This is a genomic window from Citrobacter sp. RHBSTW-00524 (genome assembly GCF_013747755.1).
GTDB lineage: Bacteria > Pseudomonadota > Gammaproteobacteria > Enterobacterales > Enterobacteriaceae > Citrobacter > Citrobacter braakii.
Genome location: NZ_CP056421.1, coordinates 2,616,008 through 2,641,510, shown reverse-complemented (window position 1 = coordinate 2,641,510; position 25,503 = coordinate 2,616,008). Strand labels below are relative to the sequence as shown.

At 47.2% G+C, this 25,503-nt stretch carries 27 protein-coding genes; 12 read left to right on the top strand and 15 right to left on the bottom strand.

Translation table 11 applies throughout. The features are described 5' to 3' along the window. Positions 1–194 precede the first annotated feature (194 nt). Entirely contained in the window at positions 195–1,094 is a 900-nt protein-coding gene (eamA, locus tag HV229_RS12695) for an O-acetylserine/cysteine exporter (RefSeq protein WP_181545605.1), read from the top strand. A 31-nt stretch (positions 1,095–1,125) separates the two neighbouring features. Here eamA and marB read toward each other — a convergent pair whose 3' ends face one another. The 3 genes from marB to marR are packed head-to-tail and all read right to left on the bottom strand — an operon-like array spanning position 1,126 to position 2,211. Beyond that, positions 1,126–1,344, bottom strand: coding sequence for a multiple antibiotic resistance protein MarB (marB, locus tag HV229_RS12690; RefSeq protein ID WP_016153071.1), 219 nt, complete (start codon positions 1,342–1,344; stop codon positions 1,126–1,128). Positions 1,345–1,374: 30 nt separating this feature from the next. Then, positions 1,375–1,758: an MDR efflux pump AcrAB transcriptional activator MarA gene (marA, locus tag HV229_RS12685; RefSeq protein WP_003032424.1), complete on the bottom strand. Its 384-nt coding sequence runs from the start codon at positions 1,756–1,758 to the stop codon at positions 1,375–1,377. A gap of 18 nt (positions 1,759–1,776) precedes the next feature. Then, on the bottom strand, positions 1,777–2,211 hold the full coding sequence (gene marR, locus HV229_RS12680) for a multiple antibiotic resistance transcriptional regulator MarR (protein ID WP_016156485.1): 435 nt from the start codon (positions 2,209–2,211) through the stop codon (positions 1,777–1,779). Positions 2,212–2,468: 257 nt separating this feature from the next. Between marR and HV229_RS12675 the strand changes: the two genes are divergently transcribed. Continuing rightward, positions 2,469–3,134, top strand: a complete 666-nt coding sequence (locus HV229_RS12675) for a MarC family NAAT transporter (protein ID WP_016153073.1) — start codon at positions 2,469–2,471, stop codon at positions 3,132–3,134. Between the two features lie 35 nt (positions 3,135–3,169). Here HV229_RS12675 and HV229_RS12670 read toward each other — a convergent pair whose 3' ends face one another. Next, entirely contained in the window at positions 3,170–4,366 is a 1,197-nt protein-coding gene (locus tag HV229_RS12670; protein WP_019076778.1) for a sugar transporter, read from the bottom strand. A 221-nt stretch (positions 4,367–4,587) separates the two neighbouring features. Next, complete coding sequence (locus tag HV229_RS12665) at positions 4,588–5,463, bottom strand: LysR family transcriptional regulator (protein WP_016153075.1); 876 nt, start codon at positions 5,461–5,463, stop codon at positions 4,588–4,590. Positions 5,464–5,565: 102 nt separating this feature from the next. Between HV229_RS12665 and sad the strand changes: the two genes are divergently transcribed. The 6 genes from sad (at position 5,566) to HV229_RS12635 (ending at position 11,705) form a co-directional block, all read left to right on the top strand. After that, the gene (gene sad / locus HV229_RS12660) at positions 5,566–6,954 is read left to right on the top strand and encodes a succinate-semialdehyde dehydrogenase (protein WP_181545604.1); all 1,389 of its coding nucleotides are present in this window, start codon (positions 5,566–5,568) and stop codon (positions 6,952–6,954) included. A 175-nt stretch (positions 6,955–7,129) separates the two neighbouring features. Next, positions 7,130–8,056 (top strand): glutaminase B, encoded by a 927-nt coding sequence (glsB, locus tag HV229_RS12655; protein ID WP_016153077.1) that lies wholly within the window; start codon positions 7,130–7,132, stop codon positions 8,054–8,056. After that, on the top strand, positions 8,056–8,415 hold the full coding sequence (locus HV229_RS12650; protein WP_181545603.1) for a DUF4186 domain-containing protein: 360 nt from the start codon (positions 8,056–8,058) through the stop codon (positions 8,413–8,415). Before glsB ends, HV229_RS12650 begins: the two co-directional genes overlap by 1 nt. An 81-nt stretch (positions 8,416–8,496) precedes the next feature. Next, positions 8,497–9,024, top strand: coding sequence for a GNAT family N-acetyltransferase (locus HV229_RS12645; RefSeq protein WP_181545602.1), 528 nt, complete (start codon positions 8,497–8,499; stop codon positions 9,022–9,024). A gap of 106 nt (positions 9,025–9,130) precedes the next feature. Beyond that, complete coding sequence (locus HV229_RS12640; protein ID WP_181545601.1) at positions 9,131–10,582, top strand: tagaturonate reductase; 1,452 nt, start codon at positions 9,131–9,133, stop codon at positions 10,580–10,582. A gap of 208 nt (positions 10,583–10,790) precedes the next feature. Continuing rightward, positions 10,791–11,705, top strand: coding sequence for a bestrophin family protein (locus HV229_RS12635; protein WP_046276379.1), 915 nt, complete (start codon positions 10,791–10,793; stop codon positions 11,703–11,705). On the opposite strand, the gene HV229_RS12630 is transcribed toward HV229_RS12635, so the two are convergent. From HV229_RS12630 to HV229_RS12585, 10 genes are all read right to left on the bottom strand, one after another. Further along, a complete protein-coding gene (locus tag HV229_RS12630; RefSeq protein WP_115190592.1) occupies positions 11,702–12,079 on the bottom strand; it encodes a GFA family protein in 378 nt (125 codons plus the stop codon). The genes HV229_RS12635 and HV229_RS12630 overlap by 4 nt on opposite strands. 131 nt (positions 12,080–12,210) lie before the next feature. After that, complete coding sequence (gene tam, locus HV229_RS12625; protein ID WP_016157955.1) at positions 12,211–12,969, bottom strand: trans-aconitate 2-methyltransferase; 759 nt, start codon at positions 12,967–12,969, stop codon at positions 12,211–12,213. Between the two features lie 489 nt (positions 12,970–13,458). Continuing rightward, positions 13,459–14,391: a hypothetical protein gene (locus tag HV229_RS12620; RefSeq protein ID WP_047359281.1), complete on the bottom strand. Its 933-nt coding sequence runs from the start codon at positions 14,389–14,391 to the stop codon at positions 13,459–13,461. Positions 14,392–15,173: 782 nt separating this feature from the next. Next, a complete protein-coding gene (locus tag HV229_RS12615; RefSeq protein ID WP_045269654.1) occupies positions 15,174–15,533 on the bottom strand; it encodes a hypothetical protein in 360 nt (119 codons plus the stop codon). A gap of 16 nt (positions 15,534–15,549) precedes the next feature. Further along, complete coding sequence (locus HV229_RS12610) at positions 15,550–15,885, bottom strand: hypothetical protein (RefSeq protein WP_071701183.1); 336 nt, start codon at positions 15,883–15,885, stop codon at positions 15,550–15,552. Next, entirely contained in the window at positions 15,882–16,286 is a 405-nt protein-coding gene (locus HV229_RS12605; RefSeq protein ID WP_045269655.1) for a hypothetical protein, read from the bottom strand. The genes HV229_RS12610 and HV229_RS12605 overlap by 4 nt, the downstream gene beginning before the upstream one ends. A 334-nt stretch (positions 16,287–16,620) precedes the next feature. Next, complete coding sequence (locus tag HV229_RS12600; protein WP_047359281.1) at positions 16,621–17,553, bottom strand: hypothetical protein; 933 nt, start codon at positions 17,551–17,553, stop codon at positions 16,621–16,623. 782 nt (positions 17,554–18,335) lie between these two features. Beyond that, positions 18,336–18,695 (bottom strand): hypothetical protein, encoded by a 360-nt coding sequence (locus HV229_RS12595; RefSeq protein ID WP_045269654.1) that lies wholly within the window; start codon positions 18,693–18,695, stop codon positions 18,336–18,338. A gap of 16 nt (positions 18,696–18,711) precedes the next feature. Then, the gene (locus HV229_RS12590) at positions 18,712–19,047 is read right to left on the bottom strand and encodes a hypothetical protein (RefSeq protein WP_071701183.1); all 336 of its coding nucleotides are present in this window, start codon (positions 19,045–19,047) and stop codon (positions 18,712–18,714) included. Beyond that, positions 19,044–19,448 carry a hypothetical protein gene (locus HV229_RS12585; protein ID WP_045269655.1) on the bottom strand — a complete coding sequence of 135 codons (405 nt, stop codon included), beginning with the start codon at positions 19,446–19,448 and terminating at the stop codon, positions 19,044–19,046. Before HV229_RS12585 ends, HV229_RS12590 begins: the two co-directional genes overlap by 4 nt. Positions 19,449–19,771: 323 nt before the next feature. Between HV229_RS12585 and HV229_RS12580 the strand changes: the two genes are divergently transcribed. Genes HV229_RS12580 through HV229_RS12565 form a run of 4 tightly spaced genes read left to right on the top strand, consistent with a single transcriptional unit; the run spans position 19,772 to position 25,500 of the window. Beyond that, positions 19,772–21,172: a site-specific integrase gene (locus HV229_RS12580; protein ID WP_023223900.1), complete on the top strand. Its 1,401-nt coding sequence runs from the start codon at positions 19,772–19,774 to the stop codon at positions 21,170–21,172. Beyond that, entirely contained in the window at positions 21,156–22,706 is a 1,551-nt protein-coding gene (locus HV229_RS12575; protein ID WP_049186888.1) for a site-specific integrase, read from the top strand. Before HV229_RS12580 ends, HV229_RS12575 begins: the two co-directional genes overlap by 17 nt. Beyond that, positions 22,703–25,066 (top strand): hypothetical protein, encoded by a 2,364-nt coding sequence (locus HV229_RS12570; RefSeq protein ID WP_023223901.1) that lies wholly within the window; start codon positions 22,703–22,705, stop codon positions 25,064–25,066. Before HV229_RS12575 ends, HV229_RS12570 begins: the two co-directional genes overlap by 4 nt. Continuing rightward, positions 25,066–25,500: a hypothetical protein gene (locus tag HV229_RS12565; protein WP_077259080.1), complete on the top strand. Its 435-nt coding sequence runs from the start codon at positions 25,066–25,068 to the stop codon at positions 25,498–25,500. Before HV229_RS12570 ends, HV229_RS12565 begins: the two co-directional genes overlap by 1 nt. Positions 25,501–25,503: the final 3 nt, after the last annotated feature.

Here is a 25,503-nt window from a genome sequence, read left to right as displayed (position 1 = left end):
CTGCCCGACAATGCATGTTGTTATGTTTTTTTTAGATATTAGAAACAAATAGCATGCTAAAAGTGTGATGTACACTCAATAAGTTGTCCGAAAATGCCCTGTGTGGCCTACCTGAATTAATGATCTGTTACGGCACAACGATTTCCGTTACTTTAATTTGTTTACAAAAATTTAATATTCGCAGGGGCGGTGGTATGTCGCGTAAAGACGGGTTATTAGCGTTACTGGTCGTTGTGGTTTGGGGGCTGAACTTTGTCGTCATCAAAGTGGGGCTACACAATATGCCACCCTTAATGCTGGCTGGGTTGCGTTTTTTACTGGTGGCATTTCCGGCGATTTTCTTCGTTGCCCGGCCGAAAATTCCGCTTTCACTGCTGCTCGGCTATGGGCTGACCATCAGTTTTGGGCAGTTCGCGTTTCTCTTTAGCGCCATCAAATTCGGTATGCCTGCCGGGTTAGCTTCTCTGGTATTACAGGCTCAGGCGTTTTTCACCATCATTCTGGGGGCATTCGCCTTTGGTGAACGTCTGCAAGGTAAACAACGGGTAGGGATTGCGCTGGCCATATTTGGCGTGCTGGTGCTGATTGAGGCCAGTCTGAACGGACAGCATGTTGGCATGCTCGGTTTTATGCTGACGCTGGCGGCGGCGCTAAGCTGGGCCAGCGGTAATATCTTTAATAAAAAAATCATGCAGCATACGTCACGCCCGGCGGTGATGTCGTTGGTGGTATGGAGTGCGTTGATTCCTGTTGTCCCATTCTTCCTCGCCTCAATACTTCTCTATGGCCCAACGCAAATTATCCAAAGTCTGGTGACGATAGATATGACCACCATTCTGTCACTGGTTTATCTGGCGTTTGTGGCGACCATTGTGGGTTATGGCATCTGGGGATCTTTACTCGGCCGTTATGAAACCTGGCGTGTCGCGCCGTTGTCGCTGTTGGTGCCGGTTGTTGGGCTGGCGAGCGCGGCCGTGCTGCTGGATGAAACGCTTACCGGATTACAACTGCTCGGTGCGCTGCTGATCATGGCTGGATTGTACATCAATGTGTTTGGCTTTCGGTTGCGTAAGACTGCACAGGCGAGAGGGTAAAAAAAAGCCCCGCAGTGACGGGGCAAAAAAATTACAGGTTGCGCATATTGTAATAAGGCACACCTAATTCGTCGGATTTGTCGCTGCCTGCACCCATATGATTAAAATCGAACGGGGACCGATCGTGCGCAGGCGGCATAATCATCGCGTCACGACTGTTTTGTGTGGCAGGCTGCGCGGTCTGTTCCGCCATGCTCTGGCCCGAAACAACATACAGCAGGGCCAGCATCGCATAAGACAGAAGTTTCATGATTTCCTCGGTTACGTCGTTAACTGGCGATTAGCAATTACATTGATTGAGTGGCAGCAAATAGCGTGATTCGCCGTGCATATTCGTCATACGGTATTTATGCGGCGGAACATCAAAATAGTTTTTGAATGTCCGGGTCAGCGTTTGCTGGGACTCAAAACCGTAACGCTCCGCCAGATAAAGGATCGGCTCGTTACTCTCTTTTAATTTTTGCGCTATTTCAGTCATTTTACGGCTACGGATGTATTGACCCAATGAATGACCGGTTTCTTTTTTAAACATCCGTTGCAGGTGCCATTTTGAGTAACCTGAACGCTCTGACACCTTTTCCAGCGAGAGCGGCGATTCAAGGTTATTTTCGATCCAGTCCAAAATGCTATGAATAGTGATTGTGTCAGTATTGCGTCTGGACATCGTCATACCTCTTTCTGTTTACGGCAGGATTTTCTTAAGCAAATGCTCAAGCGTGGTCACTTCATCCGCCGTTAAGTTTTTTGTTAGTTCCTGGTGCAGGTCTTGCCCTACTAATTGATGACACTGCTCGCAAATTGCCGCGCCATGCTCGGTGAGTTTCACCAGCACGCCTCGCTTGTCATGTGGATTCGGAAGCCTTTCTATCCAGCCTTTACAGGCCAGCCTGTCCAGCATCCGCGTCAGGGCGCCGAGATCGACAGACAGCACTTTTTTCAATTCGACAGGGGTAATACACACCGCGCAACGGATGGAGCAGAGCACCTTGAACTGAGATGCCGTGATATCCAGCGGTGACAGATAGTCGTTTAGCAAACGATCTTTTTTCTGATTAACCATGTAGATCAAACGACCCAGTGGGATGATTTCGTTGAACAGATCACTGGTGCTTTTCACAATGGTTGCCCTGGCAAGTAGTTAGTCACGGCTGATATTATTGCTTAGGCAAATATAAGTCAAATGAATGGGTCAGCAAATGCCACGTTTTGCTAAATCATCAGACTCAATTTCTGGCGAGTGGAATTTTAACGGTTTGAAAATTATGGTTTATACGTGCGGATGAAAAATGAATCCTTACACCGCGAAAATGGCTTATCTCCCGGATTTCACCGTATACTTGCCGTTGACGATTAACGCACAGGAAAGATGACATTATGATGGACTTGTTTAAAGCAATAGGACTGGGGCTGGTAGTCCTGTTACCGTTGGCAAACCCGTTAACCACCGTGGCGTTGTTCCTCGGCCTTGCCGGCAACATGAACAGCGCAGAGCGTAACCGTCAGTCACTCATGGCGTCCGTTTACGTGTTTGCCATCATGATGGTGGCGTATTATGCCGGACAACTGGTGATGAATACCTTCGGGATTTCGATTCCCGGGTTACGTATCGCGGGTGGGTTAATCGTTGCGTTTATCGGCTTTCGAATGTTGTTTCCACAGCAGAAGGCACATGACTCTCCGGAAGCGAGAAGCAAATCAGAAGAACTGGAAGATGAACCGACTGCGAATATTGCATTTGTTCCGCTGGCCATGCCAAGCACCGCGGGTCCGGGTACGATTGCAATGATCATCAGCTCGGCGTCCACCGTGCGTCATGGGGCTGAGTTTCCGGACTGGGTGATAATGGTCGCACCGCCGATTATTTTTGCCGTGGTCGGGGTTATCCTGTGGGGCTGTTTGCGCAGTTCAGGCGGAATTATGCGCCTGGTCGGCAAAGGCGGTATTGAGGCGATCTCCCGTCTGATGGGCTTCCTGCTGGTATGTATGGGCGTGCAGTTTATTATTAACGGCGTGCTGGAAATCATTAAAACTTACGCTTAAAACAACGTGCCCGGTAGACAATACCGGGCACGCTTTTATGAATGCTGAGGCTGCTCTTCCAGTGATACTGGCCATTTACGGAAGATAATCACCGACCATATGAACGCCACAACCGCAGGTACTGCACCTACGTAACCAATCGTAGACATTGACCAGTGCAGACTCACCTGATTTCCCACCAGCGCGCCAGCGCCTATCCCAATATTAAAGATACCTGAGAAAAGGGCCATTGCGACGTCGGTGGCATCCGGGGCCAGCGCCAGCACTTTCACCTGCATACCCAGGCCTATCAACATAATGGCGATGCCCCAGAATATACTCAGGACGGCCAGATGCATTTCGCTGTCCGCTGCGGGCAGTAACAGCACCAGACACACCGTCAACAGGGCAATGGCGCTACTAATCAATACGGAAGCATGTTGGTTACCCAGCTTGCCAAAAATGACGCTACCGACAATCCCCGCGCCACCCAGAACCAGCAGCAGCACGGTGGCAAAGTTTGCGCTCAGCCCGGCGACGGTCTGTACAAACGGTTCGATATAGCTGTAGGCCGTGTAATGCGCGGTGACCACAATCACCGTCAGCAGATACAGGCTCATCAATGCCGGACGGCGGAATAAAACCGGCAGGCTTTTTAATGAACCGGAATGCTCACTGGGTAATTTTGGCAGGAGCTTAATCAAGCAAAGTAGGGTGACTAACGCCCCCATACCGATGGCGAAGAAGGTAGTACGCCAGCCAAAATACTGGCCAACGATGCGCCCGATAGGCAGGCCCAGCACCATCGCCAGCGCGGTGCCGGTCGCAATCAGGCTGAGAGCCTGCGCGCGTTTCCCGGCTGGAGCCAGGCGAATCGCCAGCGATGCGGTGATCGACCAGAAAATAGCGTGGGCAAAAGCAATACCGATACGACTGATCACCAGCACGGTAAAATTCCATGCCAGGAAAGAGAGAACGTGGCTGGCGATAAAAACGACAAACAGGCAGATCAGAAGTTTGCGGCGTTCTACCTGGCTGGTAAGCAGCATGAAAGGCAGCGACATCAGGGCGACAACCCAGGCGTAGATCGTCAGCATGATCCCGACCTGAGCGGTCTGCATATTAAAACTTTGTGCGATGTCGGACAACAAACCGACAGGGACAAACTCGGTGGTATTGAAAATAAAACCGGCAATGGCAAGCGTAACTACCCGAAGCCACGCGACCTTGCGGGAAACAGTGTCTGTTGTCATATCAATTAGGTGGATTAGCTGCGAAAAGGTAAGGCCACGATCTTAAAACTTTTGCTGGCTAAAATACAATCATTTCGTGATGCAGATCCCATTTCATTGACTGGGTGGCAAAATTGACTGCTGAACATTTCGCGTAATTTTAACTGTTTCATTATTAATGAAATTCCGGGCGTGAGAATTCACCCGGAACGCTATTTATGGCGTTGTTTGAGAATCGCGAATTATTCCGTGCTTTTCGACAACTGAGGGTTCAATACCTCAATAAACGCTTCCAGTTGCCTCGTCATTGCCCCTCTGCGCCAGACCAGCCACGTATTCAGCCAACGCCAGTTTTCGCTTAGCGGCCAGGCGTGGACCTGATGGTGTCCTGGCATGCTCTCCAGCATCGAACGCGGGATCAGCGCGATACCCGCACCGGCAATGACGCAAGCCAGCATGCCGTGATACGACTCCATTTCATGAATGGTGCCGGGCATTGCGCGATCGGCATGAAACCAGCTTTCAAAATGGCGACGATAGGAACAGTTGGCGCGAAAGGCGTAAATGCTGCAACCGTTAACGTCGCTGGCCCGCTGGATAGGGGGATGACCGTGCGGAGTGACTATCATCATCTCTTCACGGTAGACCGGCATTCCTTCAAGACCTGGATGAGTAATTGGGCCGTCGACAAAGGCGGCGTTCAGCGTCCCGTCGAGCACGCCGTCCAGCATCGTGCCTGAAGGACCTGTCGCCAGCGCAAACTGAATTTTGGGGTAACGCTGATTATATTCAGCCAGCGTGGCGGGGATCCGCACAGCGGCAGTACTTTCGAGCGAGCCAAGAGAGAACAACCCCTGCGGTTCATCGCCGGCGACGACCATTCTCGCCTCGTCAACCAGGGCGAGGATCCGCTGGCTGTAGCGTAAAAAATTGTGCCCGGACGGGGAAAGCCGCAAACGCTGATTTTCACGAATAAACAGATCGACGCCAAGGTCGGCTTCAAGCTGGCGAATACGAGTGGTGAGATTGGATGGCACGCGATGCACCTTCGCGGCGGCCTGCGTAATACTGCCTGTCTCCGCGACGGCGTTGAACATTTCCAGTTGCGTCAGATCCATAATATTCTCTGTTCGTGAATGGTGTGGTTAATATTATTCATTTTTCAGAAAGAGTAAATATGCGCATGATATGACCATACCCTGCGATAAAGAGAGGCACTTATGACTATCACAGCAGCAACACATGCGATTTCCGTTAACCCTACCAACGGTGAAAGGTTGGCGGCAATGCCGTGGGCCAGTACTGAAGAGATTGCACATGCGCTGAGCCTTGCCGCAAATGGCTACAGTGAATGGAAACACACTGCCGTTGAGCACCGTGCGCAAACGCTGCGTCATATCGGGCAGGCTCTGCGTCATCGCGCCGAAGAGATGGCGCAGTGTATCTCACGTGAAATGGGGAAACCCATCAAGCAGGCGCGTGGTGAAGTTGCCAAATCAGCCGCATTGTGTGACTGGTACGCCGAACATGGACCGGCGATGCTCAACCCGGAACCTACGCTGGTGGAGAACAACCAGGCGGTGATTGAGTATCGCCCCGTTGGAACTATTCTGGCGATCATGCCGTGGAACTTCCCGCTCTGGCAGGTACTTCGCGGCGCCATTCCAATTCTGCTGGCCGGAAATGGCTATCTGTTAAAGCATGCGCCAAACGTAACCGGCTGTGCTGCGATTATCGCGCAGGTTTTTGCTGATGCGGGCGTTCCCGCGGGTGTTTATGGTTGGGTGAATGCCGATAACGCCGGGGTAAGTCAGATGATCAATGACCCGCGTATCGCGGCGGTAACGGTGACGGGCAGCGTTCGAGCCGGTGCGGCGATTGGTGCTCAGGCGGGTGCGGCGCTGAAAAAATGCGTGCTTGAACTGGGGGGTTCCGATCCGTTTATTGTCCTTAATGATGCTGACCTCGATCTGGCCGTTAAAGCGGCGGTCGCCGGTCGTTATCAGAATACCGGGCAGGTTTGTGCGGCAGCAAAGCGCTTTATTATCGAAGAAGGAATTGCGGCAGAATTTACGGCTCGTTTTGTGACGGCCGCGAGCGCGCTCAAAATGGGCGACCCGCTGAACGAAGAAAACGATCTGGGTCCGATGGCAAGATTTGATCTGCGCGATGAGCTGCATCAGCAGGTCGAAGCCTCCCTTGCCGAAGGCGCGCGGTTACTTCTCGGCGGGGAAAAAATCGCGGGTCAGGGCAATTACTATGCCGTGACGGTTCTGGGTGATGTCACCCCGGAGATGACGGCTTTTCGTCAGGAGCTGTTTGGCCCGGTTGCAGCGATTACCGTTGCAAAGAATGCGGAACATGCCTTAGCGCTGGCTAATGACAGTGATTTCGGCTTATCAGCCACGGTGTTCACCGCGGATGAAGCTCTGGCGCAGAAGATGGCGTCACGCCTGGAGTGTGGGGGCGTATTTATCAATGGTTACAGCGCCAGCGATGCCCGCGTTGCTTTTGGCGGCGTGAAGAAAAGTGGTTTTGGCCGCGAGCTTTCACACTTTGGTCTGCATGAGTTTTGTAATGTACAGACCGTCTGGAAAAACCGCCTCTGATGGTGTGGGTGCCTCCGACGGGGGCACCGGCCTTAATTCTGCAATGTTTCTGTCTACGGCATGAATCTCACCCGCTCATGCAGACCGTGGCCAGATTCCGCCTTCCGGCCTGACGCTGCGTATTCAGCTCTGTTATACTCGCAGGCCTTTCATACCTGCGAGCAAGGAGCATGTTGTGGCCAGGGCCATGGACAATTCAATTTTAGAGACCATTGTGCAGCAGGTTCGTCCGCTGATTGGTCAGGGTAAAGTCGCTGATTACATTCCTGCCTTAGCTTCTGTCGACGGTTCAAAACTGGGTATTGCTATTTGCACCGTCGATGGACAGCACTATCAGGCGGGGGATGCGCAAGAGCGCTTTTCAATTCAGTCAATTTCAAAGGTGCTCAGTCTGGTCGTGGCGATGCGTCACTATCAGGAAGATGAGATCTGGCAACGCGTCGGCAAGGATCCTTCCGGTCATCCTTTTAACTCCCTGGTGCAGCTGGAAATGGAGCAAGGGATCCCACGCAATCCCTTTATCAACGCCGGGGCGCTGGTGGTTTGCGATATGCTGCAAGGACGTCTGAGCGCACCGCGTCAACGGATGCTGGAAGTGGTACGGGCGCTAAGCGGCGTTTCGGATATCGCCTATGATGCGACGGTGGCGCGTTCTGAGTTTGAGCACTCGGCGCGTAACGCGGCTATTGCCTGGCTAATGAAGTCCTTTGGCAATTTTCACCATGACGTGACCACCGTTTTGCAAAATTACTTTCACTACTGCGCACTGAAAATGAGCTGTGTGGAGCTGGCGCGCACGTTCGTCTTTCTGGCAAATCAGGGACATGCTTTTCATCTTGCTGAGCCCGTGGTTACGCCCATGCAGGCCCGGCAGATCAACGCGCTGATGGCGACCAGTGGCATGTATCAGAACGCAGGGGAATTTGCCTGGCGAGTGGGCTTACCGGCGAAATCTGGTGTGGGGGGCGGTATCGTGGCTATCGTGCCTCACGAGATGGCGATTGCCGTCTGGAGCCCGGAACTGGATGCGGCGGGAAATTCGCTGGCGGGTATCGCCGTGCTGGAGCAATTAACGCAACAACTGGGGCGCTCGGTTTACTGATGAACACGCTCGATCCTCTTTTTGCCCGGCTGGCGAAATCAACGTTTCGCTCGCGGTTTCGCCTTGGTCAGAAAGAAAGGCAGTATTGTCTGGATAAAGGCGCGCCGGTTATCGAACAACACGCCACGGATTTTATTGCCAAACGGCTGGCGCCCGCGTTTCCTGCCAATGACGGTAAGCAGACGCCCATGCGCGGGCATCCGGTATTTATCGCTCAACATTCCACGGCGACCTGTTGTCGGGGATGTCTGGCGAAATGGCATGATATCCCTCAGGGTGTGGCGTTAAACGATGAACAGCAGCGTTACGTTGTCACGGTTATCTATCACTGGCTAGTGATCCAGATGAACAAGCCATAGATAACATAATCCTATGATATGACTCCTTGTGTTGTGCAATTGTTAAAAGCAGTATGAAGGGGTCATTCTAAGGAGAAAAAAATGGCTTCCTGTAAACCCTGCTTTGTGCTGAGCGCGGCCCAGATTCTGTCGAGAATCGATGATTTCAGCGACATCCTTGAAACATGCGTCAATGATGGCGCCTCTGTCAGCTTTATGCTCCCTTTTAGTGGTGATAAATCACGGCCTTTCTGGATAAGTGTCGCGCAAAGCGTTGACCGTGGAGAAAGGATTGTTCTGGGTACGCAGAACGCACAGGGGGTGCTGGTCGGTACCGTCCAGCTCATTATCGCTCAACCCGAAAACCAACCTCATCGTGCTGATGTCGCCAAGCTGCTGGTTCACCCCTCAGCGCGGCGCGGTGGTGTTGCCCGGACGTTGATGAACGAACTCGAAAACTGCGCGCGTCAGGAAGGGAAAACGCTACTGGTGCTTGATACAGCGACGGGCAGTAACGCTGAGTTGTTCTACCACAATTGTGGATGGCAACAAGTAGGGGTGATACCGGACTATGCAAAAATGCCTGACGGGAAGCTGACCGCGACCACACTTTTCTACAAAACTCTCTAATTTGTCGCCGGGGATTGATCAAAACAGGGTTTCAATGTATTAAAGTTTGCTAACCTATTGGACCAATTCAATCAGGTTGTATGACTAATTAAAAAGGGAACCCATTGTGCAAACACTAAATCGTCGCGATTTCCCCGGTGCTCAGTATCCTGAACGCATTATTCAGTTTGGTGAAGGAAACTTCCTGCGCGCCTTTGTTGACTGGCAGGTCGATTTGCTGAACGAACATACCGATCTGAACGCGGGTGTAGTCATTGTTCGTCCTATCGAAAGTACCTTCCCGCCATCGCTGAGTACGCAGGATGGTCTCTATACCACCATCATTCGTGGTTTGAATGAGAAGGGCGAGGCCGTAAGCGATGCCCGTTTGATCCGTTCGGTTAACCGCGAAATCAGCGTCTATAGCGAATACGATGAGTTCCTGAGGTTAGCGCATAATCCAGATATGCGTTTTGTGTTCTCCAACACGACTGAAGCGGGCATCAGCTACCACGCGGGCGATAAGTTTGAGGATGCACCGGCGGTGAGTTATCCGGCTAAACTGACCCGACTGTTGTTCGAACGCTTCAGCCATTTTAACGGCGCGTCGGATAAAGGCTGGATTATCATTCCTTGCGAACTGATTGATTACAATGGTGATGCGCTGCGTGAACTGGTCCTGCGCTATGCTCAGGAGTGGGCGCTGCCGGAGGCATTTATTCAGTGGCTGGATCAGGCCAACGCATTTTGCTCCACACTGGTGGACCGCATTGTTACCGGTTATCCGCGTGACGAAGTGGAGAAACTGGAAGCTGAGTTGGGCTATCACGATGCCTTCCTCGACACTGCAGAACACTTCTATCTGTTCGTTATTCAGGGACCGAAGTCATTAGCTGCAGAACTGCGTCTGGATAAATATCCGCTCAATGTCCTGATTGTTGATGACATCAAACCGTACAAAGAACGGAAAGTGGCGATTCTCAACGGCGCACACACCGCACTGGTTCCCGTTGCCTGGCAGGCAGGGCTGGACACCGTGGGTGAGGCGATGAATGACGCAGAGATTTGCGCCTTCGTTGAAAAAGCGATTTATGAAGAGATCATTCCGGTACTGGATTTACCCCGCGATGAGCTGGCGTCTTTCGCCAGCGCGGTGACCGGTCGATTCTGCAATCCGTACATCAAGCATCAGTTGCTGTCGATTGCCCTGAACGGCATGACTAAATTCCGTACCCGTATTTTGCCGCAGCTGCTGGCAGGGCAACAGGCCAGCGGTAAACTGCCGGCGCGCCTGACGTTTGCGCTTGCCGCGCTGATTGCTTTCTATCGTGGAGAGCGTAACGGTGAGGCTTATCCGGTCCAGGATGATGCGCACTGGGTGGCACGTTTTCAACAGCTGTGGTCCCAGTATCATGACCGCCAGATAAGCACCGAAGAGTTAGTCAAATCGGTACTGGGCGTTAAAGAACACTGGGAACAGGATCTGACTCAGGTTTCCGGACTCGTGGAGCAGGTTTCTGCCGATCTGGATACCATTCTGGCCAAAGGCATGCGTGAAGCCGTTAAGCCATTGTGCTAAGAATACAACCCGGCTCAGGCCGGGTTTTTTATAGAACATTCTTTAGTTACAACATACAATTGTTTATTAATAACTACACCGTTCTGTAACTCCGGTGCGCGGTGGTTCTGGCAGAGCAAAAGTTGTTTAGTTAATGTTGCGATTAACTTGCAACATTGATCATGATCGCGTCTAATGTGATGGATTTCACATTTTCCCGAAGAAAACCATGATCGTTCGCCCCCAACAACACTGGCTACGCCTGATATTCGTCTGGCATGGGTCAGTATTATCCAAAATCTTTTCACGACTGCTGCTGAACTTCCTGCTCTCCATCGCCGTTATTATCATGCTTCCGTGGTATACGATGCTGGGAATCAAATTCACCCTGGCGCCATTCAGCATTCTCGGCGTGGCGATTGCAATCTTTTTAGGTTTTCGCAATAACGCCTGTTATTCCCGTTACGTTGAGGCCCGACACCTGTGGGGGCAGTTGATGATTGCTTCCCGATCGCTACTGCGTGAGGTAAAAACCACCTTACCGGACGACGCCGAATTAGGGGAGTTTGTTCGTCTGCAAATCGCGTTTGCCCACTGTTTACGCATGACTTTACGTCGAAAGCCGCAGGCAGAGCCGTTGGCGAAGTACCTCAGCGAGAAAGATCTGCAGACGGTATTTGCCTCACAATCTCCAGCAAACCGCATTTTGTTGTTGATGGGAGAGTGGTTGGCCGTGCGCAGGCGTAATGGTCAACTGTCAGACATATTATTTCATAGTTTAAACAATAGGTTAAACGATATGTCTGCGGTACTGGCTGGTTGTGAGCGGATTGCGAATACCCCGGTCCCGTTTGCTTATACTTTGATCCTTCATCGCACGGTATACCTGTTTTGTATCATGCTGCCATTCGCGTTAGTGGTGGATCTGCACTACATGACACCGTTTATCTCGGTGCTTATTTCCTATACTTTTATCTCGCTCGACACGCTTGCAGAAGAGCTTGAAGATCCGTTTGGCACAGAGAACAATGACCTGCCGCTGGATGCGATTTGCAATGCGATCGAAATCGATTTGCTGCAGATGAACGATGAAACAAATGTGCCAGCAAAACACATGCCTGATAAGCATTACCAACTAACTTAGTTACGTTCGTTTTGCCACCAGTCTGGCTGCATATCGGAAAACGAATGAAACTCTGGCGCCAGGTCTTCATCGTTAGGATCATCAAAAGCCCCGGCTAAAAGTGCAATTACCGGGGCGTCATCAATAGCGCCCACGGAACTGCCGCATTGAGGGCAAAAGGCTCGACAACTCGTTTCTGACGAGCGCCAGGTTGTCGGTTTTCCGGCTTTTCCCGTCCATTCTACATTTTCTGCATCAAACTCAATCCAGACGACGGTCGGTGCGCCCGTATGTTTCCGGCATATATCGCAGGAGCAGGTATGGGAATTATTAGGACTGCTGGCCGTGAAGCGGATCGAACCACAAAGACACCCACCAATATAGACTTTAGACATAACAACTCCCGTCAGAAACACGTGGCAAGACACTAGCAGATGCCTCGCATTGTCACTAGATCCTTATGTTAAAAAGGCGAGGGCGCTCATAGGCGATCCTCTATTCCTGTGATCTATCTGATGATAAATGCTTAATTATTGCGGCGCGCAACAATAAACAATCGGGGAAATGCCAGTAAAATTTTGCCATTTTCCTGCAGTGGATATTGCTCCTGAAGTAGTTCGTGGTAGCGCGCCAGATACTGACGTTGCTCGCTTTCTCTCAAATCCTGTAACCAGGGGCGCAGGCCTGTAGAACTTACCCAGTCGATAATTGCTTGATGAGAATCCATAATGTGATAATACGTGGTGCGCCAGATATCCACCTCACAGCCAGTTTCGGTCAAAATATCATAGTAGGCATGTACGCCAGGCAGTGGCGCACGGCCCCGGTCCGGGAAACCCTGTTCATAAGCCACTTCGCGCATCAGAACATGCGTGGGTTCCAGCCAGTTATCCGGCATTTGTACGGCCAGAACGCCGTTGCGACCCAGCAGCGATACCAGGTTCGGCAATAGTTCATAGTGATCGGGTACCCATTGTAAAGACGCATTTGCGTAAAGCAGATCCACAGGATGCTCGGGCTGGAACTGACTGATATCCGCTTCAATAAAATGGCATTGCGGTAATGCGTTGCGCGCTTCATTCAGCATGGCGGGTGAGGAATCAACCCCGGTTATTACAGCCGAAGGCCAGCGCTGATGCAGTAATGCCGTGCTGTTTCCCGGACCACAGCCAAGATCAACAACTGAACGAACACTCTCTAACGCCACTCTGTTGAGTAATTCCGCTGCGGGTCTTGAACGTTCAGTTTCATATTGCAGATAAAGCGAAGGGTTCCAGTCAGCCATGAATGAATCTCCAGTATGAGAGAAAAAGGCAGAAAGGGCCGCATAAGTCCTTGCCGGTGAGCCATTTCATTTAGAAGATTATATGATAATGAAGGATAAGGGCAGAAATATGCCAGGAAGACAGATTGGCATGTCTGTGGTTTGCCTGCGTGAAATACAGTTATCGATTTTGATGTTCAGTGAGTGATGCGGCACAGGTCGAAAATGGTTAGCGCTGGTAACGGCATTTGAAAAGATGTTTGGCCATCATTATTGAGCAGAACAAGGATTACCATAAAGCTTCAGATTCTACCTTACTCAACATCAGTGCGCATAATGTATTGAACATGTTAAATGGCTGCATGAAGTGCAGACATTTAGCCTTCAGCGATGAACTTTCAGACAGTTAATATCGTCTCTGATGCAGCAACATCACTGAAACTCAGATTTTACAGATTGCCCTGATGTTTATTTGTTAAGTATATAGTGCAGCTATTTATAGCATTATCATCATTTTACAGCAATGCAGTTAATGAAGGGATTCCTGATTTCCCACTGAAGCCTGAGCCAGTTCAGGTAGGATACATAAATCTGTGTATCACCCTCCGTCATGTAACTGTTTCGCTGAATCTTTCTGGTCAGGGGATAGAATGCCACCGTACCATAGGGTGTTTCTGAGATAATGATTTTAGTATTCCCGTTATATGCAATTTCATAAACAATATTGTTTTTCTTAAGTTCATCCTCCGTATCCATAACTATTTCATTTCGTATTTTATTCACTTCGTGATAATGCTGGCTCAGTATCTTCATTGCTGAGCGTCGTAATGCTGCTTCCTTTGCATTCTCCATTGTACTGATGAAAGAAACTGTGTCCGGGGAATAGAAACGACGATGTGAAAAATCTTTATCCAACTCATATTCTCCGGGGTTATTTTTCCAGCGGGCATAGCCATTAAGTTTTGGAAGGTCATCGCAGAAATGCTGGAAGTTATGCCATCTTTCGCAAACCGTCACTCCCTTATATCCTTTAAAATATTGTTTCCCTTTAACTGTCATGTAGCACCTTGCCAACATATTATGCCAGAGAATGAACGCTCTTGTTCTCTGATGGCTTCGGGTGTTTTCAATTGTGGAATGCTTTCCATTTCCAATATATCCCACATCATAATAACGGGGCTTCATCAACAGTGTTATTCGTTCATCTTCTGAGGACGGGAACGCGTCATCTGAGACTGCACCTGATTTAATATGCGTACCGTAGGCCTCTTTGATTATGCCGCTGTCTTTAAATTGCACAACATAATATCCGCGTCTTGATTTATCTTCGGAGCGACCAAGAACAGAGCATTCACCATTATGCTTCGTGGTAAATACAGCACCGGGAAATAACGTGTTATGGTTGTAGTTCTGGTGGTATCTCTTGTTTCGAAAAAGCGTCATTTAATATTTCCTGAGTAAAGAATTGGAGGGAGAAAAAGAATCGGGTCGGGTCCTGTTTTTCCCCTTTAACTTCTGTCAGGCCAGCACTCCGGGTGGAGGTCAGGAATTAAATTTAAGAATCCATTCAAAAAAATAAAATTTAAAATAATACAGACAATGCAATGTGACAGGTATCGTGTCGTTCTGTCAGCAGTAATCTGAGGTTGTCACAAAGCAGGCTCAGCACCCTGCCTTATCATGCACTGGTGCGCTCAGAATGCGCTACAGGCACTGTAAATACGGGTCAGGGCAGGGTGTGCAGAGTCTGTCTGATGGCAGGATTCCGGCATATGCACCACTGTTCATTTATACAGTTAAATGAAATTAGTGCAGATTGTGACCGGAGGTTGCACTGGCGTGATTGTGGGCTGTTTCAGGGCTGAAGTATGGCTTTGCACCGACTGCATTCCCCTGATGGCCTGTAGCGCGTTATATGCTTCTGGTTATGCTGATGTGCTGTGCCGGAATCACCCGATAGGGTGGTAAAATAAAAATAAATATAATCAATTTACAGATTCAAATATCCATGCTACCATCGCCAAATCGCCAACCGGGGTTAAACCCTTATTATGATATATTTATTCTTAATCGGTTTTCTGTACTTACTCTGAACCTCTCAATATTATCCCAATATTAAGCCCTCCGCAGGAGAGCCATACGGCTTGAGTTAACAAAGAATCAGAATAAAAAAATAAGAATCTCCACCAAAATGAAGACCCTTACATGTCAGCATCAGAGAAATATCAGCAATCTACTTTATCAAAGTCTATCCTGAAATCATCTTTCATGGCATCGGCATTATTCATTTGCTTTCCATTTCTTAATAACTGAAGCTCTTTGAGTATTTCCTTCTGAATGTCCGCCTGAGTAAACAGAACTGTTTTTAGCTCATAGGATGTAATGCTTTTGATTATCCATGCAGCACAGACAACGGTGATAATGATTTTTGCCGTATCAAAGCTGATGAAAGCATACCCCTGAAGTATCGAATACCATGACGGGTTGTCAGTTCCAATAAAATAGAGCCAAATCAGTATGGTTATTGTAAGATTGATAGCGAGCGTTAATTTTGAAAGATGTTTTGTCAAAAATGAACTGTTCATTTTTTTGTATTCCTTTTTAGTTTTGTTTTCCAGTGTTGCATCCGGCGCGATATGCCTGAGTAACTTCAATATGCTCGGCTCGTTCCATTCCTCGTAAGTTTTCCGTCTGTTTATTAAATTTCTTTATTTTCTTCTCACAGGCGGAATTGCGATGCTGTATTGCGTCCCTGGCTCCGGTTATACATGCGCCATAAATAACATCCGGGTTGGCAATTCTGGAAAAATTTGCGTAAGAATCACATGTAGCAGTCACTCTCATCTGCATCTGTGATTGCGTAATCGCCAGTGACTGATTTGCAAATAACAAACCGGCGATTGATATCAATAAGGGAAGGGTGGTTGAATTTTTCATTCAGCACCTCCCTGTAAAATACAATCAATTCCCATTGCATCAGTACCCCAAAGCTTGATATCCGGTTCACCACCTGATGCACCCTGAGTGCTCATATCCAGAGCAAGGATATAGAAACTGTTTTCATCAACATCAAACTCGTAGTTAACAAGTGGAGCGCCACTGGTCTGATACACCGATTGCTGAATATCCTGAATACGTTTTTGTGAGATGAGCTTGCCGTGATGCAGTAACTTTATGACGCCAGCGTCTTTCATGTAGCTCATGAATCCACTACTGGCACTACCGGTAACGTGTCGCTCAATGCTCCAGCCATCATGACAAACAATATTGTCTGCCATTGCAGTAACCGGAATGGTCATACTGGCGGCAAAGGTAAGGATTGGTATCAATCGTTTCATTCGAATCAGGTCCTAAGAAAATTATCAGGACGCCCGGTAATCTCAGTGAAGGCCGCAAGACATTTCAATCGTTATGCGCAGCAGAGAGCACATACAACACAGCAGACCAAGGATGACCATAAAGCTTCAGATTCTACCTTACTCAACATCAGTGCGCATAATGTATTGAACATGTTAAATGGCTGCATGAAGTGCAGACATTTAGCCTTCAGCGATGAACTTTCAGACAGTTAATATCGTCTCTGATGCAGCAACATCACTGAAACTCAGATTTTACAGATTGCCCTGATGTTTATTTGTTAAGTATATAGTGCAGCTATTTATAGCATTATCATCATTTTACAGCAATGCAGTTAATGAAGGGATTCCTGATTTCCCACTGAAGCCTGAGCCAGTTCAGGTAGGATACATAAATCTGTGTATCACCCTCCGTCATGTAACTGTTTCGCTGAATCTTTCTGGTCAGGGGATAGAATGCCACCGTACCATAGGGTGTTTCTGAGATAATGATTTTAGTATTCCCGTTATATGCAATTTCATAAACAATATTGTTTTTCTTAAGTTCATCCTCCGTATCCATAACTATTTCATTTCGTATTTTATTCACTTCGTGATAATGCTGGCTCAGTATCTTCATTGCTGAGCGTCGTAATGCTGCTTCCTTTGCATTCTCCATTGTACTGATGAAAGAAACTGTGTCCGGGGAATAGAAACGACGATGTGAAAAATCTTTATCCAACTCATATTCTCCGGGGTTATTTTTCCAGCGGGCATAGCCATTAAGTTTTGGAAGGTCATCGCAGAAATGCTGGAAGTTATGCCATCTTTCGCAAACCGTCACTCCCTTATATCCTTTAAAATATTGTTTCCCTTTAACTGTCATGTAGCACCTTGCCAACATATTATGCCAGAGAATGAACGCTCTTGTTCTCTGATGGCTTCGGGTGTTTTCAATTGTGGAATGCTTTCCATTTCCAATATATCCCACATCATAATAACGGGGCTTCATCAACAGTGTTATTCGTTCATCTTCTGAGGACGGGAACGCGTCATCTGAGACTGCACCTGATTTAATATGCGTACCGTAGGCCTCTTTGATTATGCCGCTGTCTTTAAATTGCACAACATAATATCCGCGTCTTGATTTATCTTCGGAGCGACCAAGAACAGAGCATTCACCATTATGCTTCGTGGTAAATACAGCACCGGGAAATAACGTGTTATGGTTGTAGTTCTGGTGGTATCTCTTGTTTCGAAAAAGCGTCATTTAATATTTCCTGAGTAAAGAATTGGAGGGAGAAAAAGAATCGGGTCGGGTCCTGTTTTTCCCCTTTAACTTCTGTCAGGCCAGCACTCCGGGTGGAGGTCAGGAATTAAATTTAAGAATCCATTCAAAAAAATAAAATTTAAAATAATACAGACAATGCAATGTGACAGGTATCGTGTCGTTCTGTCAGCAGTAATCTGAGGTTGTCACAAAGCAGGCTCAGCACCCTGCCTTATCATGCACTGGTGCGCTCAGAATGCGCTACAGGCACTGTAAATACGGGTCAGGGCAGGGTGTGCAGAGTCTGTCTGATGGCAGGATTCCGGCATATGCACCACTGTTCATTTATACAGTTAAATGAAATTAGTGCAGATTGTGACCGGAGGTTGCACTGGCGTGATTGTGGGCTGTTTCAGGGCTGAAGTATGGCTTTGCACCGACTGCATTCCCCTGATGGCCTGTAGCGCGTTATATGCTTCTGGTTATGCTGATGTGCTGTGCCGGAATCACCCGATAGGGTGGTAAAATAAAAATAAATATAATCAATTTACAGATTCAAATATCCATGCTACCATCGCCAAATCGCCAACCGGGGTTAAACCCTTATTATGATATATTTATTCTTAATCGGTTTTCTGTACTTACTCTGAACCTCTCAATATTATCCCAATATTAAGCCCTCCGCAGGAGAGCCATACGGCTTGAGTTAACAAAGAATCAGAATAAAAAAATAAGAATCTCCACCAAAATGAAGACCCTTACATGTCAGCATCAGAGAAATATCAGCAATCTACTTTATCAAAGTCTATCCTGAAATCATCTTTCATGGCATCGGCATTATTCATTTGCTTTCCATTTCTTAATAACTGAAGCTCTTTGAGTATTTCCTTCTGAATGTCCGCCTGAGTAAACAGAACTGTTTTTAGCTCATAGGATGTAATGCTTTTGATTATCCATGCAGCACAGACAACGGTGATAATGATTTTTGCCGTATCAAAGCTGATGAAAGCATACCCCTGAAGTATCGAATACCATGACGGGTTGTCAGTTCCAATAAAATAGAGCCAAATCAGTATGGTTATTGTAAGATTGATAGCGAGCGTTAATTTTGAAAGATGTTTTGTCAAAAATGAACTGTTCATTTTTTTGTATTCCTTTTTAGTTTTGTTTTCCAGTGTTGCATCCGGCGCGATATGCCTGAGTAACTTCAATATGCTCGGCTCGTTCCATTCCTCGTAAGTTTTCCGTCTGTTTATTAAATTTCTTTATTTTCTTCTCACAGGCGGAATTGCGATGCTGTATTGCGTCCCTGGCTCCGGTTATACATGCGCCATAAATAACATCCGGGTTGGCAATTCTGGAAAAATTTGCGTAAGAATCACATGTAGCAGTCACTCTCATCTGCATCTGTGATTGCGTAATCGCCAGTGACTGATTTGCAAATAACAAACCGGCGATTGATATCAATAAGGGAAGGGTGGTTGAATTTTTCATTCAGCACCTCCCTGTAAAATACAATCAATTCCCATTGCATCAGTACCCCAAAGCTTGATATCCGGTTCACCACCTGATGCACCCTGAGTGCTCATATCCAGAGCAAGGATATAGAAACTGTTTTCATCAACATCAAACTCGTAGTTAACAAGTGGAGCGCCACTGGTCTGATACACCGATTGCTGAATATCCTGAATACGTTTTTGTGAGATGAGCTTGCCGTGATGCAGTAACTTTATGACGCCAGCGTCTTTCATGTAGCTCATGAATCCACTACTGGCACTACCGGTAACGTGTCGCTCAATGCTCCAGCCATCATGACAAACAATATTGTCTGCCATTGCAGTAACCGGAATGGTCATACTGGCGGCAAAGGTAAGGATTGGTATCAATCGTTTCATTCGAATCAGGTCCTAAGAAAATTATCAGGACGCCCGGTAATCTCAGTGAAGGCCGCAAGACATTTCAATCGTTATGCGCAGCAGAGAGCACATACAACACAGCAGACCAAGGATGACCATAAAGCTTCAGATTCTACCTTACTCAACATCAGTGCGCATAATGTATATTATGTTAAATTTAGTCCGTCGTTCATTTAGTTCATAACCACCCGCAGACCACGATCAATCATACACTTACCTGTCCCTCCATCTTCTTCTTGCAGGACGTTATGTGTGTTGGTTACTTTGTTCATACACATACTGTTTATGAGGATAAGTGCCGCGTGTTCACACTCACACAACTCAATCTCAACCAACGGCAGCGTTTGTGGGCACTGATGGATACTCACACGCGCCAGCCGCTGTTATATCCATTAGTGTATCTTATAGACCATCTTGCTTTTCGTTCATCAGCCACGCAATCCGCTTCACTTCAAGCGCTCAAGTTTTTCTATGATTTCTGGCACCAGAAACATGGCGTGACGTTTTGCTTCAGTTTCTACTCCTCGAACCACAATCCAATGATCGCCATTGATGAACTGACAGCCTTTTTTCATTTTCTGGAAAATGGACATTCAGTTGTAACAGTGTTAACCATCAGGTCTACTACGCAGGCCACGCCCCAACGTCGTACAAACATCAGGCATGTACATGCGGTTATTCGATTTATCAGATATTTGATTAACACGTATATCTCGCCGAGATATATAGATGGCTCTCCTAAAGAGCTCACACGACTTGCCACGCAGTTAACAGGACGGTTATCGATACATAAAGCAGAATTCCGCACTCTTACCCATTCTCGTCAGATGAACAATGGCATGACCCATAAACGCTTTCGAAGTCTGACTGCCGAGATGATCATGGCTTTTTACCAAATCATTACACCCGGTTCAATTTCAAAGAAAAACCCATTTAATCCCTTCCCCGCTGGTGAAATCCAGCTACGTAATTTTCTGATTTGTCGATTGCTTTTAAATTATGGATTGCGTGTCAGTGAATTACTGCTTTTGGAGTGTCATTCGATTAAACCCAATCTCCGAGGGGATCGGTTCAGCCTGATTGTGACCACAGTAGATGACGACGTACCAGATCAGCGAAAAAGATTGCCTTCATTAAAGAATGTCTATGCAAACCGGGTGCTGGCATTAGATAAACTGGACTATCATTTTCTGAATCTATATATCCATAAAATCCGCCATCGCGCCTCACATAGTTTTCTGTTCACTTCCACCCAGAAACAACATCCTCCACTGTCATACCATGCAGTTTATGACATCTTTACCCGGATTGATGGCATTATGAGTGTGCAGTACCCTGAATATAAATCAGATGGATATTTTGATGCCATTGAAAGCATTTCGCCTCATATAACGCGGCATACCTGGGCTTATTTGACACTTCAACGCATTTATCGTGAAAAACTTAAAAAAATTAAGGCCGACTCACACCTTACGGCCATGGATTTTTCTATCGTTGGATTGATGGATGAAGCCAAGGATGAATTACGACTGCTTGGCGGCTGGAGTCACAATAGCCATATGCCTGATGTTTATGCCAAAAGATTTCTATCACAGCAGGCTAATACGGCCAATCTTCACCGAATCGCGATGGATAACGAGGCTCTGAGAGCAACCTTTTCTCATGTATGCGACGAATGGAGTGCATATGAGTCGAATCAATAAACAGTTAAATGAGTCGAACAGTACCATTTACACATCTGTATTTGTTGAAAGTATTTCAAAAGTTAATATACCAGCTGGTATTTATCTCAAGTCAGCAGATTATTTCGATGATAAGTATATTAATTCAACAAATGACAGTTGGGTATTCGATTATTCAGGCAGTCGATGCTATGCCCACTTTCGTCAGGATAAAATCAGCAACCAATTAATCAAATATATTTGCTTCCGTTATGCATCTGCCAAGTGTCCAGCCCAGGTTCCTGGTGTACTCCATGCCTGGTCTTTGGCAACTGATCATTGCATAACCCAATCTGCTTTCTCGTTTACGGTGTTGAAAGATTACCTTGAAACTCAGGAAATTGAACCTCGATATTTCTACTACATCATTTTCGGCCTAAAAATCCTCTGTGCCGAAGCATTCCCCGGTTTCACCCTAGACGATTACGAAGACCTCGAATTTATCCCTCGCCCGCATTCCCACGACTGGGACATCTATCAGGAAATCGACCAGGTTCTGGATCCGCTCGAAAAAAACATGATCAGTAAAGGCTTGTTTGAAATGGCTACGTCGATTCGGCATGGCAAAAACTACAGTCTGGACACCATGAGAGATGCAGCAATTCTGGGACTGACTTATGTCACCGGGGCCCGCCCGGCACAACTGGCCAAGCTGGCGGCAAAAGATTTGCGCATTGATACCCGAAACTCCGAAACCGGGTTAATACGCTATAGCTTACTTCTACCCTACGCCAAACAGCGGCGCGTAACGACTGAACGTCTTTTTTTGGCGATTCCAGCGGAAATTGGTGCGTTAATTAGGCACTATATCGAGCAAGCGCAACTAAAACCTGATGGTAAGCTATTTGAATTTAGTCACTCTGCACCGTTTTATGTATCCAGGGCGATTAACAAGGCCATTCTCAGTTTCAGTCCGCCAGATTATCAGGCTGCCGTAGCGCGTGGCGAAGCGGCTCTTCCAACCATTACGCCAACCGACTTGCGCCACAACGTGGGCCATTCATTGGCTATGCAAGGGTGCAGCGCCGAGGAAATTGCGCATATTCTGGGGCATACTTCACTTACTGTTGCCAAGCATTACATTCTTGCGACGCCTGCGCTGGCATTGATTCGAGCCAAAGCATTGGGTACCAATCCGGTATGGCAAAACATGGTCGCTATGATGTTGACTGGAGAGCTGGTACCTTCAAAAGAATGGCAAGGTCGACGCGTGGTTGGCATGGTTGGTGATCGACTTCACTACGAGATTGGTGGTTGTGCAAGAGCCGATGAAGAATGCCCTTTCTGTGAAGTCCGTTGCTGTTATGGTTGTTTATATTACCGCCCTTTCCTCGATGGCCACCACCAGGACGTATTAGATAGCATCTCTAAAGAAGTCGATGAGCTGATAGCTGTTTCTGATAGCATCGGTAATGCTCACAATCCACTGATTTCTATCCACGAAACAACGCAGATCGAAGTCAAGTCAGTTATAGCCCGTTGTCATTTGCATCACGTCAGAGGTTGCGAGCAATGATAAAAAATATCGAGAACTTTGACACTTTTATTACGGAACAAAAAGCCTGGTTTGAAGATAATCTCGCAGCAGATTTTGCTGAGTCATGGGATAGTCGTGTCTGGGTATGCGGGAGAAAAGGTTCCGGCTGGTTACGTGGCAATGGTGCTAGTGTATTGCGTTTTGATGAAATTAATCGCCTCAAAGGGATCGACGAGCACCATACTTTATCCGAGCCTTATCAGCTGTTCATGAAAGCCATGCTGATACTCATCTATCAAGGCCGAAATCGTAGCATTTCCCCTGCGGTTGCTGTTGCAACGCTGGTTATTTTGAAACGCTGGTACTGCGCCCTCTTCAAGTTAACCGGGCAAACGCATCCCATCTATCTGACTACAGATGTCGTACGTAGCGCAATGGATACTCTGAGTGCTGCATCCCGGCCAGGTGATCCCAACGTTGCCAACTACAAGGGGCGTTGCGTTAAGATTCAAAAATTAGTAAACCATCACGCCTTCACATTAGTGACACTGCAATATGTATCCGATGATCGTTATACCAATCAGACTAATTTGACCCGGAAAGCCCGGGAAACAATCACTCTAAAACAAAAAGATAAGCTGGATGATACGGCCACTGATGGTGAGGATGCTCTGATTACAATTAGAGGATTCCTCAATATCGTGTCATTAATCCAGCGAGTCGAAAGCAGTACTGAAAAAATTGCTCTAAATTGCCTTCTGTTACTGATCGTCACTGGATTTCGTTCTGTTGAAGCGTTCAATCTCAGGCAGGATTCGTTGGTCAAACGGCGAATAGATAATTCTGGCATCAGCAAACGTCTGCGAGATAATGGATTGCCGGATTATTTTCTTGGCATACGCTATGTTGGTGTAAAGGGAGCTGGCGAACGAACTCATTGGGTCGAGCCTTTAGCCGTACCTCTGGTTGAAAATATATTCAAGTCGGTTAAGTTGCTAACAACTGACTTTCGCAAACATCTCGCATTTTTACGGTCTAAAGAATTTTCTGATTATTTACCAAAGGCAATCAGTGATATTGCCGGCGAACACGTTGAACTTGATTCTATTGTAGAACACATAGCCCAGTCCTCATCAGAGCTTCGGGGGCGTGCAGGATTACGAGATAAAGCATCGAAAGCGTTAGAAAAACGTGGCTGTATACCGGTAAAAGTCATTCTTAGATCAGGTAATGGAAAAGAAAAATATTATTCAAAGTCGGACCTTAGTAATTATCTTAGAAATGAATTCGGTGATAACAGTGCAAACACCCCCTGTACTCATGCATGGGTAGAAAATGGCAGGAGATACGAGATTAAGTATGAAGATCTATTGTTTCTTTTTCCCAAGGGATCACTGACTTTAAAGAGAACGTTGGAACTAAAAGCCACGCCATTACCCCTGAATAATAATGGACTAAACAAGTTCCTTGGTAATTATGAGGGTTACACGTCCGTTTTCAGCAAATACAGGCTGCTTGAAGATGACGGCCGCCCTACTCAGCTACGCACACATATCCCTCGACACAACATTAATACTTTTCTCGCTATTGCTGAGATTTCAGACCACTTACAAGCGATGCTGATGGGGCGTGTTGATATCACTCAAAATCAGCATTATCAGCACCTGGCTCTCAAGGAACGGCGAAAAGCAGCTTCTCTAACCCCTTTAGTTCCAACCGTACCGGAGCAGTCAGCATCTAGTGCTGTTGACGTTGATTCACCTCTCGATGCGGTAAAGCAAAGTGGTTTAATGACGTTTAATCGCGTCCAGAGCCTGGAAACAAATATAAAGGCAAACCTACATACCTTCGATGACCGTAACGATGTTGCAGGCTTCATTGAAGCGTCGTTAGGCGATGGACTATTCGAAGACATTGCCGCTGCGTTTGAAGAAATCAGTAAAAACGAAGGGCCATCGCAAGCATCTGAAATGGTGCAAAGGCACGCTGTACTGCATCCATTGAAATTGGGTTCTTGCATGAGAGACGTTAACTTGTGGGGATGCCCTTATCGAATGAAGTGTCAGGCATTGAAGCCCTGTGAGCATTTCACGTTGACCGGGCGTGTTGATGAATACTCCGCTGTTGTAGTCAAAGGTAGGGCATTAAACGAGGCCAAACTTGCTTTTGAACAGTATACCGCAACCCTTTCTGACAACCAGCTAGTGCAAGGCAATATTGACGATAGTCTTGCACAGCTAGATGCACTAAGTGAGCAATTACGCAGACGCTCAAACTCGTTGGAAGCAATTACCTCTCAGGCACTTCTGTCAGGAGAAATAAAGGTGGAAGGTGAAATTCGTACTCTGGCTCAATTATTTGCTATCGAGTACCAAAAAATCAAACAAGGAGAAGACTGATGCGTGGTAAAGAACTGGATACTCAGATCGAGCATGAACTCCAACTGATGCTGATTGAAGGGTTTGATAAATCGCCTATTTCGGCTAAAAGCTTGCATGCCAGACTTAAATCAAAAGGCATCATCAATGGCGGCTTAAGTACATTAAGTAACATTGAACGAAAACGTCTTATTGCAGCCTATGTCGATCAACAATTATCCCCTCTAAATCTTCGTCCCAAAGAAAAGCAGCAGTATGTGAATCGTAAGACGCGCCAGGCTTTACTTGGTCGTAATCAGCAGTTGCAGGAGGAAAATAAAGAGCTACGTGAACAACTTGCACAAAACACCCTGTCATTGATTGAAATTGTCAAAGCAGTAAAAATCAATACTGTGATACCAGTCGAAAGTCTGCTGGCGCCTCACGTTCTTAGGGAGTTGATAAAAAAAAATTGATTT

Bases quoted from the DNA above. Each gene is read 5' to 3' on its own strand.
- eamA (WP_181545605.1), top strand. From the start codon at position 195: ATGTCGCGTAAAGACGGGTTATTAGCGTTACTGGTCGTTGTGGTTTGG.
- marB (WP_016153071.1), bottom strand. From the start codon at position 1,344: ATGAAACTTCTGTCTTATGCGATGCTGGCCCTGCTGTATGTTGTTTCG.
- marA (WP_003032424.1), bottom strand. From the start codon at position 1,758: ATGTCCAGACGCAATACTGACACAATCACTATTCATAGCATTTTGGAC.
- HV229_RS12675 (WP_016153073.1), top strand. From the start codon at position 2,469: ATGATGGACTTGTTTAAAGCAATAGGACTGGGGCTGGTAGTCCTGTTA.
- HV229_RS12670 (WP_019076778.1), bottom strand. From the start codon at position 4,366: ATGACAACAGACACTGTTTCCCGCAAGGTCGCGTGGCTTCGGGTAGTT.
- HV229_RS12665 (WP_016153075.1), bottom strand. From the start codon at position 5,463: ATGGATCTGACGCAACTGGAAATGTTCAACGCCGTCGCGGAGACAGGC.
- sad (WP_181545604.1), top strand. From the start codon at position 5,566: ATGACTATCACAGCAGCAACACATGCGATTTCCGTTAACCCTACCAAC.
- HV229_RS12650 (WP_181545603.1), top strand. From the start codon at position 8,056: ATGAACACGCTCGATCCTCTTTTTGCCCGGCTGGCGAAATCAACGTTT.
- HV229_RS12645 (WP_181545602.1), top strand. From the start codon at position 8,497: ATGGCTTCCTGTAAACCCTGCTTTGTGCTGAGCGCGGCCCAGATTCTG.
- HV229_RS12635 (WP_046276379.1), top strand. From the start codon at position 10,791: ATGATCGTTCGCCCCCAACAACACTGGCTACGCCTGATATTCGTCTGG.
- HV229_RS12630 (WP_115190592.1), bottom strand. From the start codon at position 12,079: ATGTCTAAAGTCTATATTGGTGGGTGTCTTTGTGGTTCGATCCGCTTC.
- tam (WP_016157955.1), bottom strand. From the start codon at position 12,969: ATGGCTGACTGGAACCCTTCGCTTTATCTGCAATATGAAACTGAACGT.
- HV229_RS12620 (WP_047359281.1), bottom strand. From the start codon at position 14,391: ATGACGCTTTTTCGAAACAAGAGATACCACCAGAACTACAACCATAAC.
- HV229_RS12615 (WP_045269654.1), bottom strand. From the start codon at position 15,533: ATGAACAGTTCATTTTTGACAAAACATCTTTCAAAATTAACGCTCGCT.
- HV229_RS12610 (WP_071701183.1), bottom strand. From the start codon at position 15,885: ATGAAAAATTCAACCACCCTTCCCTTATTGATATCAATCGCCGGTTTG.
- HV229_RS12605 (WP_045269655.1), bottom strand. From the start codon at position 16,286: ATGAAACGATTGATACCAATCCTTACCTTTGCCGCCAGTATGACCATT.
- HV229_RS12600 (WP_047359281.1), bottom strand. From the start codon at position 17,553: ATGACGCTTTTTCGAAACAAGAGATACCACCAGAACTACAACCATAAC.
- HV229_RS12595 (WP_045269654.1), bottom strand. From the start codon at position 18,695: ATGAACAGTTCATTTTTGACAAAACATCTTTCAAAATTAACGCTCGCT.
- HV229_RS12590 (WP_071701183.1), bottom strand. From the start codon at position 19,047: ATGAAAAATTCAACCACCCTTCCCTTATTGATATCAATCGCCGGTTTG.
- HV229_RS12585 (WP_045269655.1), bottom strand. From the start codon at position 19,448: ATGAAACGATTGATACCAATCCTTACCTTTGCCGCCAGTATGACCATT.
- HV229_RS12575 (WP_049186888.1), top strand. From the start codon at position 21,156: ATGAGTCGAATCAATAAACAGTTAAATGAGTCGAACAGTACCATTTAC.
- HV229_RS12570 (WP_023223901.1), top strand. From the start codon at position 22,703: ATGATAAAAAATATCGAGAACTTTGACACTTTTATTACGGAACAAAAA.
- HV229_RS12565 (WP_077259080.1), top strand. From the start codon at position 25,066: ATGCGTGGTAAAGAACTGGATACTCAGATCGAGCATGAACTCCAACTG.